The 14108-nt window shown below is 65.2% G+C and carries 17 protein-coding genes and 1 tRNA gene; 11 read left to right on the top strand and 7 right to left on the bottom strand.

Annotation, left to right across the window (positions count from 1 at the left end; genetic code table 11):
* Positions 1-34: 34 nt before the first annotated feature.
* The 3 genes from ACQP2E_RS04865 to ACQP2E_RS04855 are packed head-to-tail and all read left to right on the top strand — an operon-like array spanning position 35 to position 2231.
* Positions 35-505, top strand: coding sequence for a MauE/DoxX family redox-associated membrane protein (locus ACQP2E_RS04865; protein WP_433828675.1), 471 nt, complete (start codon positions 35-37; stop codon positions 503-505).
* Positions 502-1242 (top strand): DsbA family protein, encoded by a 741-nt coding sequence (locus tag ACQP2E_RS04860; RefSeq protein ID WP_433828674.1) that lies wholly within the window; start codon positions 502-504, stop codon positions 1240-1242. The genes ACQP2E_RS04865 and ACQP2E_RS04860 overlap by 4 nt, the downstream gene beginning before the upstream one ends.
* Positions 1239-2231 (top strand): hypothetical protein, encoded by a 993-nt coding sequence (locus tag ACQP2E_RS04855; protein ID WP_433828673.1) that lies wholly within the window; start codon positions 1239-1241, stop codon positions 2229-2231. Before ACQP2E_RS04860 ends, ACQP2E_RS04855 begins: the two co-directional genes overlap by 4 nt.
* On the opposite strand, the gene ACQP2E_RS04850 is transcribed toward ACQP2E_RS04855, so the two are convergent.
* The gene (locus ACQP2E_RS04850) at positions 2193-2546 is read right to left on the bottom strand and encodes an Asp23/Gls24 family envelope stress response protein (protein ID WP_433828672.1); all 354 of its coding nucleotides are present in this window, start codon (positions 2544-2546) and stop codon (positions 2193-2195) included. The two genes, ACQP2E_RS04855 and ACQP2E_RS04850, sit on opposite strands and share 39 nt — an antisense overlap.
* Positions 2547-2824: 278 nt before the next feature.
* Here ACQP2E_RS04850 and ACQP2E_RS04845 point away from each other — a divergent pair, with 278 nt between their 5' ends.
* The 4 genes from ACQP2E_RS04845 to ACQP2E_RS04830 all read left to right on the top strand — a co-directional run bounded on the left by ACQP2E_RS04845 (position 2825) and on the right by ACQP2E_RS04830 (position 4387).
* Positions 2825-3247, top strand: coding sequence for an S-adenosylmethionine decarboxylase family protein (locus tag ACQP2E_RS04845; protein ID WP_111648226.1), 423 nt, complete (start codon positions 2825-2827; stop codon positions 3245-3247).
* Positions 3248-3267: 20 nt separating this feature from the next.
* Complete coding sequence (gene bcp / locus ACQP2E_RS04840; protein WP_433828671.1) at positions 3268-3744, top strand: thioredoxin-dependent thiol peroxidase; 477 nt, start codon at positions 3268-3270, stop codon at positions 3742-3744.
* Between the two features lie 269 nt (positions 3745-4013).
* Positions 4014-4265 carry a hypothetical protein gene (locus ACQP2E_RS04835; protein WP_433828670.1) on the top strand — a complete coding sequence of 84 codons (252 nt, stop codon included), beginning with the start codon at positions 4014-4016 and terminating at the stop codon, positions 4263-4265.
* A 36-nt stretch (positions 4266-4301) separates the two neighbouring features.
* A tRNA-Leu gene (locus ACQP2E_RS04830) sits at positions 4302-4387 on the top strand.
* Positions 4388-4467: 80 nt separating this feature from the next.
* On the opposite strand, the gene ACQP2E_RS04825 is transcribed toward ACQP2E_RS04830, so the two are convergent.
* Both ACQP2E_RS04825 and ACQP2E_RS04820 read right to left on the bottom strand, forming a co-directional pair.
* Positions 4468-5457: an expansin EXLX1 family cellulose-binding protein gene (locus ACQP2E_RS04825; protein ID WP_433828669.1), complete on the bottom strand. Its 990-nt coding sequence runs from the start codon at positions 5455-5457 to the stop codon at positions 4468-4470.
* 63 nt (positions 5458-5520) lie between these two features.
* Positions 5521-6342 carry an MOSC domain-containing protein gene (locus tag ACQP2E_RS04820; protein WP_433828668.1) on the bottom strand — a complete coding sequence of 274 codons (822 nt, stop codon included), beginning with the start codon at positions 6340-6342 and terminating at the stop codon, positions 5521-5523.
* Between the two features lie 38 nt (positions 6343-6380).
* Between ACQP2E_RS04820 and ACQP2E_RS04815 the strand changes: the two genes are divergently transcribed.
* Both ACQP2E_RS04815 and ACQP2E_RS04810 read left to right on the top strand, forming a co-directional pair.
* Positions 6381-6668, top strand: coding sequence for an antibiotic biosynthesis monooxygenase family protein (locus tag ACQP2E_RS04815; protein ID WP_433828667.1), 288 nt, complete (start codon positions 6381-6383; stop codon positions 6666-6668).
* A 72-nt stretch (positions 6669-6740) separates the two neighbouring features.
* Positions 6741-7442, top strand: a complete 702-nt coding sequence (locus ACQP2E_RS04810) for a hypothetical protein (protein WP_433828666.1) — start codon at positions 6741-6743, stop codon at positions 7440-7442.
* A gap of 809 nt (positions 7443-8251) precedes the next feature.
* Here ACQP2E_RS04810 and ACQP2E_RS04805 read toward each other — a convergent pair.
* Positions 8252-9241, bottom strand: coding sequence for a hypothetical protein (locus tag ACQP2E_RS04805; RefSeq protein WP_433828665.1), 990 nt, complete (start codon positions 9239-9241; stop codon positions 8252-8254).
* A 30-nt stretch (positions 9242-9271) separates the two neighbouring features.
* Positions 9272-9814, bottom strand: a complete 543-nt coding sequence (locus tag ACQP2E_RS04800; RefSeq protein ID WP_433828664.1) for a PIN domain-containing protein — start codon at positions 9812-9814, stop codon at positions 9272-9274.
* A 206-nt stretch (positions 9815-10020) separates the two neighbouring features.
* On the opposite strand from ACQP2E_RS04800, the gene ACQP2E_RS04795 reads away from it, so the two are divergent.
* A complete protein-coding gene (locus ACQP2E_RS04795; RefSeq protein ID WP_433828663.1) occupies positions 10021-11403 on the top strand; it encodes a PIN-like domain-containing protein in 1383 nt (460 codons plus the stop codon).
* A gap of 25 nt (positions 11404-11428) precedes the next feature.
* Positions 11429-11893 carry an ATP-binding protein gene (locus tag ACQP2E_RS04790; protein ID WP_433828662.1) on the top strand — a complete coding sequence of 155 codons (465 nt, stop codon included), beginning with the start codon at positions 11429-11431 and terminating at the stop codon, positions 11891-11893.
* Here the strand turns inward: ACQP2E_RS04790 and ACQP2E_RS04785 are convergent.
* Both ACQP2E_RS04785 and ACQP2E_RS04780 read right to left on the bottom strand, forming a co-directional pair.
* Positions 11789-13009 (bottom strand): PIN domain-containing protein, encoded by a 1221-nt coding sequence (locus ACQP2E_RS04785; protein ID WP_433828661.1) that lies wholly within the window; start codon positions 13007-13009, stop codon positions 11789-11791. The genes ACQP2E_RS04790 and ACQP2E_RS04785 overlap by 105 nt on opposite strands.
* A gap of 84 nt (positions 13010-13093) precedes the next feature.
* A complete protein-coding gene (locus ACQP2E_RS04780) occupies positions 13094-14098 on the bottom strand; it encodes an ImmA/IrrE family metallo-endopeptidase (protein ID WP_433828660.1) in 1005 nt (334 codons plus the stop codon).
* Between the last annotated feature and the right edge of the window lie 10 nt (positions 14099-14108).

Below are 14108 nucleotides of genomic sequence, written 5' to 3'. Positions count from 1 at the left end.
GGATCGTGAGGACGAGCGTCTAACGGGCGTGAGCATGCAAAGAACCTGGCCGCTGATCTCCACGGCGGCTCGGCTCGCCCTGGCCGCTGTCTGGCTGATCGCCGGCGGGCTCAAGGTCGGTGATCTCGCCGCTTCGGCGCGCGCGGTGCACGCGTACGACCTGATGTCCTACGACACCGCCAAGATCGTCGGTGCGGTCCAGCCGTTCCTGGAGATCGCGCTCGGCCTGCTGCTGCTGATCGGCCTCGCGACCCGGCTCACGGCCGGCATCTCGGTGGCTCTGCTCGTGGTGTTCATCGCCGGGATCATCTCGGCCTGGACACGCGGTCTTCAGATCGACTGCGGGTGCTTCAGCTCCGGTGGTGAACTGGCTGCGGGCAAGAATGCAGCGTATTGGCTCGATATTTTGCGAGATATCGGATTTATCGTGCTGGCCGGCATTCTGTTGTGGAAGCCGCGGACCAGGTTCTCAGTAGACGGCCTTCTTATGGGGGAACAGCGATGAGCAAGGGGAAACGGGACCGGACCGCCCAGGCCCGGGCGATCGTGGCACAGCAGCAGGCCGCCGAGCGCCGCCGCAAGGTGACGCTCTGGACCTCGGTCGGCGTCGTCCTGGTCCTGTTCGTCGCGGGCCTGGTCGGATACACGGTGATGTCCCGCCAGAACGACGGCAAGGTCACGACGCCCACCGTGGCGGTCGACGACGGGACCGCGTTCGCAATCGGCAGCGGCCCGGTCGTCGTCGACGTCTACGAGGACTTCATGTGCCCGGCGTGCGGCAACTTCGAGCAGGCCAGCGGCGAAAGCCTGCAGAACATGGCGGAAGCCAACAAGATCACGCTGCGAATCCACCCGGTGGCGATCCTGGACCAGTACTCCAACGGCACCGAGTACTCGACCCGAGCCGCCGGCGCCGCCGCGGCCGCCGCGCAGGAGGACAAGTTCCTCGAACTGCACAACGTGCTCTACGACAACCAGCCCGAGGAGAACACCGACGGCCTCAGCAACGAAAAGATCATCGAGCTGGCCAAGTCGGTGGGCCTGACCAGCGAGACTTTCGCGAACGCCGTGAACGAGGGAACCTACAAGACGTGGGCGACCGACGTGACCGAGAAGTTTTCCGATCGCGACTTCACCGGCACGCCGACGATCGTGGTCGACGGCACCAAGCTGACCGGCCCGAACGACACCGTGCCGACCAGCGAACTGCTCACCCAGACCATCGAGAAAGCAGCTGGGTGAGGTTTCTCCTCGGATTGACAATGCTGGCCGGCCTGATCCTCGGGCCGGCCACGCCCGCTTTCGCCCATGCCGGCGACGCCACCGAGGTCAGTAAATATCGGGTCGTAGCCACCGGATTCAGCAGTTCGCTCGACGGTCTGAGCGTGCGGGTCGTCGAGGGCGGCTCGCGGCTCGAACTCGTCAACACCAGCAGCCGGTCGATCGAAGTGCTCGGTTACTCCGGCGAGCCGTACCTCGACGTCCGCCCGGACGGCACCTATCAGAACGTCAACTCCCCGGCGACGTACCTGAACGAGACCGCCGCCTTCGACACCGCGCTGCCGGCGAACGCCGATCCCACCGCCGCGCCCGCCTGGCGCCGCGTCGACACCAGCACCACGGTCCGCTGGCACGATCAGCGCACCCAGTGGATGGAGTCCGGCCTTCCGCCCCAGGCCGTCGCCGACCCGGACTCCGAGCACCGGCTCCGCGAGTGGGTGGTCCCGCTGCGCGATCAGGCCCGCACCTTCGAGATCCAGGGCACCCTCGATTACGAACCGGCGCCGCGCACCTGGTCCTGGTGGGTGGGCGCGGCGTTACTGGCCGTCGCTGTCGCCCTGGCCGCTCATCGCCTGCCCCGCTCCACCGGGTCGCTCGCGCTCCTCGGCGGTCTTTCTTCTCTTGGGTACGCGTACCTGCGTACCGCCGACGGGTCGGGCTGGTCCGGTGTTCTGGTCCTGGCCGGCCTGCTCGCCTGCGCGGCCGCGTACCGTCATCCGCCGTTCTATCTGGCGCTCGCCGGTTTCGTGCTTGCGGCGTTCGCCGGTTTCGGCAGCGCCGACGCCTTCTTCGCCCCGGTCGTCCCGGCGGCCGGGCCGGGCTGGCTCGCCCGGGGCGCCGTGATGATCGCGATCGGGGTCGGCACCGGGCTGGCGCTGACCGGGGTGCTGCGGATCCGGGCCGCTACCGACTCAGATGTTGATGTCGTCCACGTTGACGTTGACCGCTAGGACCTTGAGTCCGTAACCGGTCAGCGCCTCGGTCACCGTGCGCTGCACCTCACCGGTCACCTCGGCCACCACCCGGCCGGCTTCCAGGACCAGCACCACGTTCACCGTGACGTTGCCGTCGGCCACCTTCGCCGAGACGCCGCGGCTCGCGTCACCGACCTGGTCCAGGCCGACCTTGTCGAGAACGCTGTTGAAGAACCGGGACACGTCCCCGCCCAGGTCCGCGACACCGGGAACCGCCCGGGCCGCCGCGACGGCGATCTTCTCCACGACCTCGCTGGAGACGCTGGTGGTCCCGCTCGTGGGCTCGCTCATGATTGATCTCCACTCTCGACGGCTACGGCTGACGCAGCCTACTTTCGATCACCATCCGGCCGCTATCCCCGAGTACTTAACACGGTGTGCACAGCACCACTGAAAACACTTTCTTTCGCTATTTCAATGCGCTGATCGATTGCCGCCGGACCATTTCCTCGCGGATTCCATACCCACCCTGAACTGCAAAAACTTTCAATGTGCCAATCCCCGACAGGGGGATTCCGACGCTGCGCATCGGGCCGGTAACGTTCAGTTATTCCGTTTAGGGGGACCCGATGGACCATTACGGTGACGAACTCACGCTCCGGCTCTCGGCCGTGTCCGACATCTCGCCGCTCGACGACGAGGCGACCCTCACCACCTTCATGCGCGACCTGGTCGCCCGCATCGGCATGACCGTCATCGCCGGGCCGCTCGTGGCCACCGAGGGCGGGCCCGCCGAAAAGGCCGGCAAATCCGCCGTGGTGATCCTCGCCGAGTCGCACGCCGCCGTGCACACCTACCCCCACCTGCGCGAGGTCCTCATCAACGTCTTCTCCTGCAAACCGTTCCTGGAGTCCGACGTGCTCGACGAGTTCCACCGGCTGCTCGGCGACTTCGAGATCACCGAGCGCAGGCTGTCCCGGCGCGGCGAGGAGTGGCCCCGCGACCTCACCGCCGCGCGCCGGCTCTGGAGCGGCCAGCGAGCCGCCGCCTGAGCCGCACTATCGTCGGTCCCATGACTGAAAACGTGCGCCTTGCCGCCGGCGACGCCGCGCCCGACTTCACCCTGCCCACCGACAACGGGGACAGCCTTTCGCTCAAGGATCTGCGCGGACGCAAGGTTGTTCTGTACGCGTACCCCGCGGCCATGACACCCGGCTGCACCAAGCAGGCCTGCGACTTCCGTGACTCGCTGGCCTCGCTGCAGGCCGCCGGTTACGAGGTGGTCGGCATCTCCCCTGACTCCCCGGCCAAGCTCGCCAAGTTCCGCGAGCACGACGCCATCACGTTCCCGCTGGTCAGCGACGAGGACAAGAGCGTGCTGATCGCGTACGGGGCGTACGGCGAGAAGCAGCTGTACGGCAAGACGGTGACCGGCGTGATCCGCTCCACCTTCGTCATCGACGAGAGCGGCGCCATCGAGCGAGCCTTCTACAACGTCAAGGCAACCGGCCACGTGGCCAAACTCCGCCGCGACCTCGGCCTCGACTGACGTCCCAAAAGCCGGAAAAGTCCGGCAAACCATGCAACTCCGGGCCCACCCCGCCGATGGGGAGGGCAATCGCCGCCACCATTTCCCGGCGGGCAAGGAAGCCCGGAGCTCACGGCGGCCGTCATGCGGTAATCAACCCGCAAGGCGGCCGCCGTGCACGGCACTCAGCGCACGGCCTCCGGCAACCAGTCCAGCGTGTGGGCTTGGGGTTCGCTCCGCGCCCAAAATCCACACGCACACCGCGAATCCGCTGCCCGTGTCGACTTGAGGTGCAGATCGCGCCCAAAATCCACACGCAACTCGCGACCCGCGACCCGCAACTCGCGACCCGCGACCCGCAACTCACGGCCTGCGGCACGCGGCCTGCGGCACGCGGCCTGCGGCACGCGGCCTGCGGCACGCGGCCTGCGGCACGCGACACGGGCGGGTTGGGCCGGGTGGCCGGGTCGGACCGGATTTGGCGGCTGCTCGCGGGAACAACGGCGGTGACCGAAGTGCCGCAATTGGATCTGAGCGATTAGACTCCTCACAACGAGTTGCCCAGGCGGGCAAATCGTGCGGAAGTGGCGAAATGGCATACGCGCGGGCCTTAGGAGCCCGTGCCCGAGAGGGCGTGGGGGTTCAAGTCCCCTCTTCCGCACCAAGAAATACGACGAGATCCAGGCAAGTTCGGCCCGCATGGGAGCGAGAACCCGCCTGGATCTCGAGGAGAGAAGCAGGGCGTCAGCAGCGCGGTTCGGCGGCAGCCAGGTCGACGGCCGGGCCCGCTAGGGCGGCCTCGGCTTCCTCAGCGGTGGTTGTCGACTCCAGGAGAGGCGCCGCATCAGTTACCGAGGCGCTAACCGACGGCGAAACGGTGGCCGACACCGACACCGACGCTGACGGCTTGGCGGCGGCCGACTTCGACGGTGATGCCTTCGCGGCGACGGCGGGCTTCTTTGACGCGGCCGTTGTCGACTCCGTCTTGGTGGCGGTGCCTGAACTCGATGCTGATGAGGCTCGGACGCTTGTCTTCTGGACTGTGCCGGGGTTCATCTTGATGCCACTGACAGTGCTCGTTTTCCCGTACACATCAGTGATTTTGATCTTGAATGGGCCTGGGCCGGCGCCGCTGTCGATCAGCCAGTAGTTGAAGTCGGTGCGGTGGGCGCTCTTGAAGCTGCCGCTGCCGCTCGCGACCTTGACCGAGGAGAGCAGGTTCGCGTGGTTGTCGATGCGGGCCGCGAACCAGTACTGCGACGCGCCCTCCTTGATCCGGACGCTGATCGGGCCGGGCACCGACGGGTTCGTGACCAGCTTGTATTTGATCGGGATGATGCCGTCGATCTCGGCGCCGATCTTCTTGAAGGCGGTGCGGCTCAGGTCGAGGTGACCGGCGGCGCATTCCGGGCAGGAGTCGAAGACCTTGACGCGGACCTTGCCCTTGGGGCCGGTGACGTCCAGGTACGCGCCACAGGAGGCACCTTCGGAGTACTGGGACGGGCCGAGCGCCACGTAGAGATCGTCGGCGGGCACCTCGAACGAGCAGTTGCCGGAGGTGCCGGCCAGGTCGTAGAACGTGGCCTTGCCGGTCTTGGCCGTGGTGCTCGGCGGTGCGGCGCATGCGGACCCACCGGTCTGCAGAACCAGGGCGACACCGATGATTCCGGCGATCACCGCGGCGCCGCCTGCGGCAAGCCATCGGATCGAGAACGGGTTTCGATGAGCACTCACCCGGGGCATCCTGCTCGCCCACCACGAAGGCGGCAAATTTCCTAAGACTCCCCTAAGACGGATTCACTCTTCGAGGACATCGAAAGTGTCACCTGTCCGAATAAGACCGGTTCGGCCGGCGCCCAGGTCGGGGATCAGGTTGATCGCGAAGAGCAGGCTGCCGTCGATCCTCCGGTGCTTGCCGAGCACATGCAGCGGCTGCCGCCCGGTTTCGCCGGTCTCTTGATCGATCGTGGTGACGCGGCAGCGTGCGCACGATTTCGCCGCGCGGAACGTCATGTCGCCGATCCGCAGCCGCCGCCCGATCCACGCGTCCTCCGCCCACGCCTGGGCTCCGGCGACGACCACGTTGGGGCGGAACCGGTGCATCGGGATCGGCTCGTCGCCACCCTCGGTGAGCCAGTCGTTGACCGCGTCGAGTGACGCCGTGTTCGCCAGCAACACCGGGTAACCATCGGCGAAGCTGACCCGGTCGTCCGGCTGGGCGAACTCGGCGATGGTCCGGCTGGTCGGGTCGGCCTGCCAGGTCAGACGTACCTCACGCCCCAGCAGCGAGCTGACCCAGGCGCTGGCTGCGGAAGCGACACGCCCCGGCACCGGCTGCTTGCTCTTGAACACCCGCACGGCGACCTTCTCGCCGTGGACCGGCTCGTCCAGATCGAGCTGCCCGAGCCCGGGTGCGCTGAGCGTGAGGCCGCCGGGCCGCGGCCGCGCGATCAGCTGGGTGAGCAACGGCGTCTCACGCTGGGTGATCCCGACGCCTTCGGCGTCGACGATCATCCACCGCCGGTCACCGGTCAGGCCCCACGGGTCGACTCCGGCTTCGTCGTGGTCCAGCCGATGACAACCCTTGACCGGGTACGTGTGAAGCGAGGCGATCCGCATCTCGCCAGCTTGTCATATGCGCTCATACGCTGAATCCCATGATTGCGCGCATGTGGCGAGGGCAGGTTCACACCGATCGGGTGGCGGAGTACGTGACCTACGTCGAGCGAACGGGATTGACCGGTTATCGGCAGACGCCGGGCAACCGAGGCGCACAGATGTGGACCCGCGACCTGGGCGACGGCCTCTCCGAGGTGACGACGCTGAGCTGGTGGGAGTCCCTGGAGGCGATCCGCGGTTTCGCCGGCGACGATCTGGGACGATGCCCGGCCGGTCTTCACCGACGGTCTGCGGCTGGCGTCGCAGATGCTCTCCGACACCTCTAGCAGGATCTCGATGGCAGCGGCACGATACGAGGACACCGACACCAAGTCCGCGGACTTGCTGCGAGACCTCGGATGAGCACCGACGTCGAGGCCAAGTACGGCATCGACATGTCCGGCGTGCGCCGGCTCGAATCCCTGATGGGTGAGCCGCTGCCAGACATCCTCGAACCGCTGCGCCAGATCGACGCCGACTTCGACCGCATCACCGCCTCGCTGCACGAGTACCGGTCGATCGCCGACGACCTGAACACGCTGACCGCCGAACTGTCGCAGACCCGGACCGAACTGGCCTGGCAGGACGCCGGTGGAGACAGCGGCCGCAGCGCCCTGGACTGGATCCTGCTGGTCCTGGGTTGGATCGGCGCCATCATCCTGTTCATCGTCGCGGCGCTGCTGATGCTGGTCGCTCTGCTTCTGTACACGATCGGCGCAATGCTGCAGTGGATCGGTGACGCGATCGCCTACGTTTCCGCGGTGACCGCCGTGGTCGTTACCGTCCTGCTGCTCATCCGCTCCGGCGGCAGTGGCAACACCGGCCAGCTCGCATTCATCTGGGCAGGGCTACGCGCTGTTTTCGACAAGGTTCTGCTGGCGGTGATGGGCCTGACCGGTGCGCTCGGCGATGGGTTCGGCTGGATTTTTGAGCAGTGCGCTAAAGCGGTGATGTGGCTCGCACTGTGGCTCGTCGAGGTCGGCGCCATCTGGACCGAGGCGTCACCGGAGGATGTCGGCGAAGTGCGCAAAGAGCGCAAGGAACTATTCGGCGGCGACTGACTGGTGACATGGCAGAGGCCTGCGACCGTACGGAACCCGCAGCCGGCGCGGATCCCGTCTCCCTCCATGGAGATAATCCGGCCGTGACAGACATGGTTGACTGGTCGCCCGCAGACCATCCCGAGGCTATTGCCCTCTCTGAGATTCAGTGGTGGCAGCGGACCATCGACCTGGCTCTCCTGCGGATGCACGATCCGGACGATCGCCGTATCGCCTGGTTCAGCTCGCGGCAGATCGACGCTCGGCAGCTCGTCATCGCGCTACGGCAGCCGGTCGGTGCAGTACGCCTTGTCAACGGCCGGTTGCAGCAACTCGGCCTCGCCGACGCACGCCGGGCTCTGCACCATGCGCAGCAGGCGTTCGAGGAGGCCCTGCCTGGCCTTGTCGACATGCGTAACGCGCTGACGCACTTCGACGAGTGGGCGCTAGGCAAAGGCCGAGGCCCGCAGCGACGCCGCATCGACGCTGGCGCGTCACCGCGTGAGGCTGCCTTCGAGTACTGGGGATTCGCCTACGATCCGTCAACCGAGACGATCACCTACGGCCCGAACACCCTGAATGTAGGAGCGGTGGCCGCCGTTGTCGCGGAACTCGCCGACGCCGTCTACGCGGCCGCCCGGGCCATCGACTACCGTAACGCGACCGACCTGCGTACCGAGGTTCACGCGATCCTGGAACAGGCGGGCATCCAATCAGCTGTCACGCTGCTCGTGGATGCCGATCGAGGACTTCGCCTGTCGGTCACCGCAGCTGCGCGCACGCCCGAGGAGGACGGTCGCTCGCTGGCGAAGCGAATCGTCCGGCTGTTGTCAGACATGGGTGTTCGACTGGTGTTCGCAGAACGGCCTAACGACCCTGATCTCGTAGGCCCGTTGGTGGCTGGACATGTCCTTAGTTGTGAACGAAGCCAAGCGGCCGGAGAACCGAAACCCGTCTCCTAACTTCCCGCACATGCCGTGTGCTGGCATGAGCCCTCGTGTGCCGATGTAGCCGCACCTGGCGTCGGCTCTGTCGGCGAGCTGTTGCTGATCCTCGCTAGAGGGAAGCTGACGCAGGACTCTGTATTCGGTACGGTGGGCGTCCATTTTAGCCCCCCGGTCTCCGGTCTGGGACCTCCGCACAAACCGCTGAGCCCTGAGCAGCGTCGCGTCGCATGTCGCTCGTGAGGCGTTCCGGCCCCATGCGTCATGGTCATCGCCGCCGAGTGGCTCAACGCCCTCGAGCTCGCATTCCTCGACGGTGTCCATGCCTTGCTCCAAACGGATCTGAAAGCGGAGATGCGCATGACCGGTGGTGCTGACGTGAGCCATGTGATCGTTCCATTCCCAGTCGAGGACGTGGATCTGTTCCTCGAGCAGCCCGATGTCGTAGTGGTAGGCGAACCCGATCAGGGTCACTTCGGCATCGATCTCGGCCAGGATCAGAAGTGTGGTGTCTTGATACGTCTCGTACGTCTGCCAGGTCAGCGTCGACTCGTCGGGCTCTACCGTGTCGATAGAAAGTCCTTCGAGTCCGACCGGGATGCTCAGCTGCGTGAAGTCGAGCCCCGACGTTGTCGGATTAGCGGTCTGAACATCTTCATTGGCGAGTTGTTCGACCGCGCTGATGACGGCATTCCTGACGACCTCGTCCACCGACGCGGGTTCGTCTTCGGCCTCGGGCCTGGTGACAAGATCGAGGAATGCAGCGAGCTGGCCGGGATCCTTGGCGAGGCCGGCCACCATCCCCTTGAGCGCGTCATGCTTGAGCAGTTCGTCGAGATTCGCTACCCGGATCAGTTCGCCTGCCGCGCTCGCCACCTCGGCACGCAGCTCGGGGGCAAGGTCGCCTTACGAGTTGCAGTAGTCGGTGGAGCTCGCCGTGACAAGGAAGATCTTGTCGCCTGCGTGTGAGTCTGCCACGACCTGCTTGGTGCTCTCCCAGACCAGAGTGTCCCGGAAACCCTTTCCGGTGGAGGTGAAGGGTTTCTGGCGGGCGAGGTCGCGCTGCAGGACGAGATTGATGTCGACGTGCTCCGGGAGCGGCGCTACCTGGACGCCGAGGAACATCAGCTTCTCGCGCGTCTCCTTCTCGAACTTGGCCTTGTCCGGGGTGTCGGTCACGGGTGTGCTGTCGACGAGGCTGCTAGCGTCGATCCCGAACGCTGTGAGCTTCTCCCAGGAGCTCTTGAGGCCGCCGATTTTCGCGTTTGCGGTCTTGATGGCCTCCCGGGCTTCGGCCCCCCAGTGCCGAGCCGTCTCTTGGAGCACAACGTCAGGTAGGACCACCTGGAGCCTCGAGCTGTGGCATAACGTGAGAAGTTGCATCCACGGTGTGGACCTCATCATGACGTCGACGTACGTCGAGGTCGTATCGACGACGGCTGTGATCAATCCTGCCTCCGCTGGAGCTGTTGGGCTCAACGCCGTCCCAGCATCCGACGGTCGCGTAGTGCGGACCGAAGTCGCCAGCCGACAAGTCTCATCCCGAGACTTACCGGATCCGCGGCATGCCATGCAACCTCTGTTCGTGGGACTGGTTCCATGACGTGGAAGGTCCAGGCTTCGGGCAACAACTAGACCGCAATACCATGACCAGCGTGACAGGCGAGCGGACCGAGTTCCGGAGCATGTTCCCAGGTTGGCTGGGGCAGCCCAGCACCCAGGACGATTACTTCAAGTCTGGCCTATTCGTCCCGGACGCGAACATCCTGCTCGGCTGCTACCGCATCGGTCCGGCCGCCCGCGAGCAACTCCTGAGCACCCTCGAGAACCACCAGGACAGGCTGTGGGTTCCGCACCAGTCAGCCCTGGAGTTCGCTCGCAACCGCGACAAAGTTCTTCCGGACCAGAAGAAGCGCCACAGCGAAACCAAGAAGCAGGTCAGCGACTCCCTCAATAAGGCCATCACGGCGATCATCGATGCTGTGGAGACGCTCACCGACTACCGGGCGAAGTACCTCGCCGAAGCCGAATGGCACGCCGCCCAGCATGGTCTCGCCAAGGACGACATCAAGACGAGACTGACCGACATGCTCAGCCCTGTGACCGACGAACTCTCGGCGATCCAAGGCGGGCATGATGTGACGGTCCGGGATTTCGCCGACGCGTCCACGGATCTCATCCTGGCGCGGCTGTCGACGATCCTCGACGGCAAGGTCGGCCCTCGTTACGACGCGGCGCGAGTACGGCAAATCGTCCAGGAGACGGTCGAGTACCGGTTTCCCAACCAGATCCCGCCGGGCTACAGGGACGCCAAGGACAAGAACGCGCTCGGCGCGGCCGGCGATGTGATCCTCTGGTACCAGATACTCGACAGGCTCCGCTCCGGCGAGGGCGGTTTCACGAAGGTCGTCTGGATCACCACTGATGTGAAAGAGGACCTGTGGGTCCTCGATGACAAGGACCGCCATGCGGTACGGGCCCGGCCGGAACTGGTCCAGGAAATGTACGACGAGGCCGGCGCCGAACTGCTCATGGTCACCTTGCACGACTTCCTGACCGGCGCCAAGACCTTCCTCAACGCCGACATCTCCGACGAAACCCTAGAACAGGCCGAAGGGCTTTCCTTCGCTTCCCCGGATAACATCGGCCTGCTGACCCATCGCCTGCTTCAGGGCCTCGACAACATCTTTGATCGCCTCGGTATCGACCAGCTCGCCACGCTCGTGTCGCGGTTGTACGCCCGGGCGGGACATGAGGTGGCCGATCTTCAGGTCAGGGAGTCAGGAGCGGACATGGTCGTGCACCGCGGTGACCAGAAGACCGTCATCGCTGTTCGAACGTCCGGACACAACATGCATACGGCGCTGGCTGGACTCGTCGTTGCCGCGGACGCGCTGTCGGCCACCCATAAGGCGATGATCTATACGGGGTCGTATACCCCCCTCGAGTTGAAACTCGGGGGAAGCCTCGGCGTCGAGATGAGAGACCTCACCGATCTCGTCGATCTCGTCGACGACCAGGACGAACTCCCCCTCTAGTACTCAACGGCATTCAGCATGTGGAATGCATCGAGGACCGGCTCGTTGCGCGGCGCATGACGTCGATAGAGGTTGTAAAGCGCGGCGACGCGGACGGTACATCAGTGAAGGTCCAGGTGTGCCCACTGATAGCGTCCGGATCTTGTACGATCCCGTGCTTCACAAGCGGGGAGTATGCATGGCGGGCAACCAGCCTAGTGATCTTGTCGGGCGTACCCACGAACTATCTGTACTCAACGCCTTGCTGGATCAGGAGACTGCGAGCCCTGCGAGACCTCTGCTGGTCCGAGGTCCAGCCGGCGCCGGTAAGAGTGCGCTGTTGAACGCGTGCGCGGACTCCGCAACGCATATCTCGGTCCGGGCGGTACTGCGCCGCAAGCCTGCGTCAACGGCCGCGAACCCACGCGTCGTGGTCGTCGTGGCTGTCGTCGCCATGCGGTTCGACTGCTTCGAGCTCGCACTCCTCGACGTTGTCCATGCCGCGCTCTAGACGGATCTGAAAGCGGAGCCGCGTATGAGCGGTGGTGCTGACGTGAGCCATATGATCGTTCCATTCCCAGTCGAGGACGTGGATCTGCTCCTCGAGCAACCCGACGTCATAGTGGTGGGCGAACCCGATGAGGGTCACCTCGGCAGCGATCTCGGCCAGAATCAATAGTGTGGTGTCTTGGTAGGTCTCGTATGTCTGCCAGGTCAGCGTCGACTCGTCGGGTTCTACAGTGTTGATCGACAGGCTTTCGAGCTCACCCGCGATGTTCAGCTGTGTGAAGTCGAGCCCTGACGTGGTCGGATTGGCGGTCTGGACATCCTCGTTGACGAGTTGTTCGACTGCTCCGATGACGGCATCCCTGACGACCTGGTCCACCGACACGGGTTCGGCATCTTCACTCGTATGGCTGCTGACAAGCTCAAGGAAGTCAGCGAGCTGCTCGGCATTCTTGGTGAGGCCGGCGACCATCGCCTTGAGCGCATCATGTTTCAGAAGTTCGTCGAGATTCGCTACGTGGATCAACTCGCCTGCGGCGCTCGCTACCTCGGCATGTAACTCAGGCGTGAGACTGCCTTCCGCGTTGCAGTAGTCGGCGGAGTTCGCTGTGACAAGAAAGATCTTGTCACCTGCCTCGGAGTCCATCACGACCTGCTTGGCTGTCTCCCAGACGAGAGTGTCTCGGAACCCCTTGCCGGTGGAGGTGAAGGGCTTCCGGCGGTCGAGGTCACGCTGGAGGACGAGCTCGATATCGACGTGGTTCGGGACTGACGCGACCTGGACTCTGAGGGAGATCAACTTCTCGCGCATTTCCTCCTCGAACCTGGCTTTGTCCGGTACATCAGTTACTGGTGTACTGTCGACGAGGCCGCTGGCGTCGATACCGAATGCCGTGAGTCTCTCGCGGGAGCTCTTAAGACGGCCGATCTGCGTGTTCGCGGCTGTGATGGCCTCACTAGCTTTGGTCTCCCAGTGACGGGCCGTTTCTCTCAGCACCACGTCGGGCAGGACTACCTGAAGCCTCGAGCCGTGGCACAGGGTGAGAAGTTGAATCCACGGCGTGGACTCCATCATGACGTTGACGAACGTCGAAGTCGTGTCGACGATAGCTGTGATCATTCCCGCCTCCGGTGGAGCCGTCCGGCAGCATCGTTTCGACATCGACGGTTATGCCGTCCGCCTGAATCGCCGGGCCAGAGCTTGTTAATGCTGCATGCAGATGGTCGACTCGCCGTCGAACTCCTTTAGGGGCAGCTTGAGGAAGCAGGACGTGCACAGTCGCTCGGCGACGGGCGGGCGGCCTCCGGGCGAGCATTCGCAAGCATTGCAGTCGGGGCAGTAGGGCTCGCCGCAGGTGGCGCAGGGTTTCTTCCAGGTCTGAAAGTCTTTGCCGCAGGCGGAGCAGTGGCCGTCGTGGCTGACGGGCCCGCTGTCAAGGGGCGCCGTCAGGGTTTGCCAGGCCGGGGAGTCGGTAACCCAGACCGCGAAGGTGTAGCCGCCGGTCTTTTGGGCGTCTAGGTACATTTCCTGTCCGCTGACTCCGCTGGCGTAGGTCGGCCGGTCGAGGCCTCGGGCGCTGCCCGTGCGCAGCGCGGAACGCAGTCGAGTGCCGGTTTGCCGGCTGTCGCGGGCGATGGGCAGCATGTCGCCATGCCGGGCGGCGAACTGGCTGCTGCCGCCGGGTTCGAGCAGCATGACGTAGCCAGGTGCGGGCAGGCAGCTGGCGGCAGCGACGCAGCAGGCCTCGCGTGAGGCTGTGGTGGCCTGCCAGAGGCGCAGCACCGCGGCGGCGGTGACCCCGTCCGCAAAGGCTTTGCTGACGACGTCGGCGGGCAGCAGGATCGCGGCGGCGAACTGGTTGACCAGGTCTTCCTCGAAAGGTCCTTCGTCCCCGTCGGGCAGTTCCCACAGGGCGGCGGCGATGTCGTCGATCCGGGCGCAGAGGTGGTGGCCGAACTCGTGTAGCAGGGAGAAGTTGCGGCGTCCCTGCGAGGCGTCGCGCAGCACCGAGATCCGGGGCGGGGCCTCGGTGCCGGAGTACAGCGCGGCGACTGCGCAACCGTTCCCGAGCGAGGCGGGATCAACCCAGTCAATGACAATGCCGTCGACGGTTTGGATCACCGCGACGGGATCGGCGGCCAGGTCATGGACATCAACGCCGATGCCGGTCAGGTAATCGAGCGTCACCCGGACGAGCGTGTCGATCAACTGCTGGTGG

Source organism: Actinoplanes sp. CA-015351 (genome assembly GCF_050955685.1).
In the GTDB taxonomy this organism is placed as follows: domain Bacteria; phylum Actinomycetota; class Actinomycetes; order Mycobacteriales; family Micromonosporaceae; genus Actinoplanes.
Note: the sequence above shows the minus strand (reverse complement) of the source record. Positions and strands in the feature narration are given on the sequence as shown.

Coding starts and splice junctions, on each gene's coding strand:
- ACQP2E_RS04845 (WP_111648226.1), top strand. CDS start 2,825: ATGGACCATTACGGTGACGAACTCACGCTCCGGCTCTCGGCCGTGTCC.
- ACQP2E_RS04820 (WP_433828668.1), bottom strand. CDS start 6,342: ATGCGGATCGCCTCGCTTCACACGTACCCGGTCAAGGGTTGTCATCGG.
- ACQP2E_RS04810 (WP_433828666.1), top strand. CDS start 6,741: ATGAGCACCGACGTCGAGGCCAAGTACGGCATCGACATGTCCGGCGTG.
- ACQP2E_RS04850 (WP_433828672.1), bottom strand. CDS start 2,546: ATGAGCGAGCCCACGAGCGGGACCACCAGCGTCTCCAGCGAGGTCGTG.
- bcp (WP_433828671.1), top strand. CDS start 3,268: ATGACTGAAAACGTGCGCCTTGCCGCCGGCGACGCCGCGCCCGACTTC.
- ACQP2E_RS04815 (WP_433828667.1), top strand. CDS start 6,381: ATGATTGCGCGCATGTGGCGAGGGCAGGTTCACACCGATCGGGTGGCG.
- ACQP2E_RS04785 (WP_433828661.1), bottom strand. CDS start 13,009: ATGATCACAGCTATCGTCGACACGACTTCGACGTTCGTCAACGTCATG.
- ACQP2E_RS04860 (WP_433828674.1), top strand. CDS start 502: ATGAGCAAGGGGAAACGGGACCGGACCGCCCAGGCCCGGGCGATCGTG.
- ACQP2E_RS04790 (WP_433828662.1), top strand. CDS start 11,429: ATGCATCGAGGACCGGCTCGTTGCGCGGCGCATGACGTCGATAGAGGT.
- ACQP2E_RS04865 (WP_433828675.1), top strand. CDS start 35: ATGCAAAGAACCTGGCCGCTGATCTCCACGGCGGCTCGGCTCGCCCTG.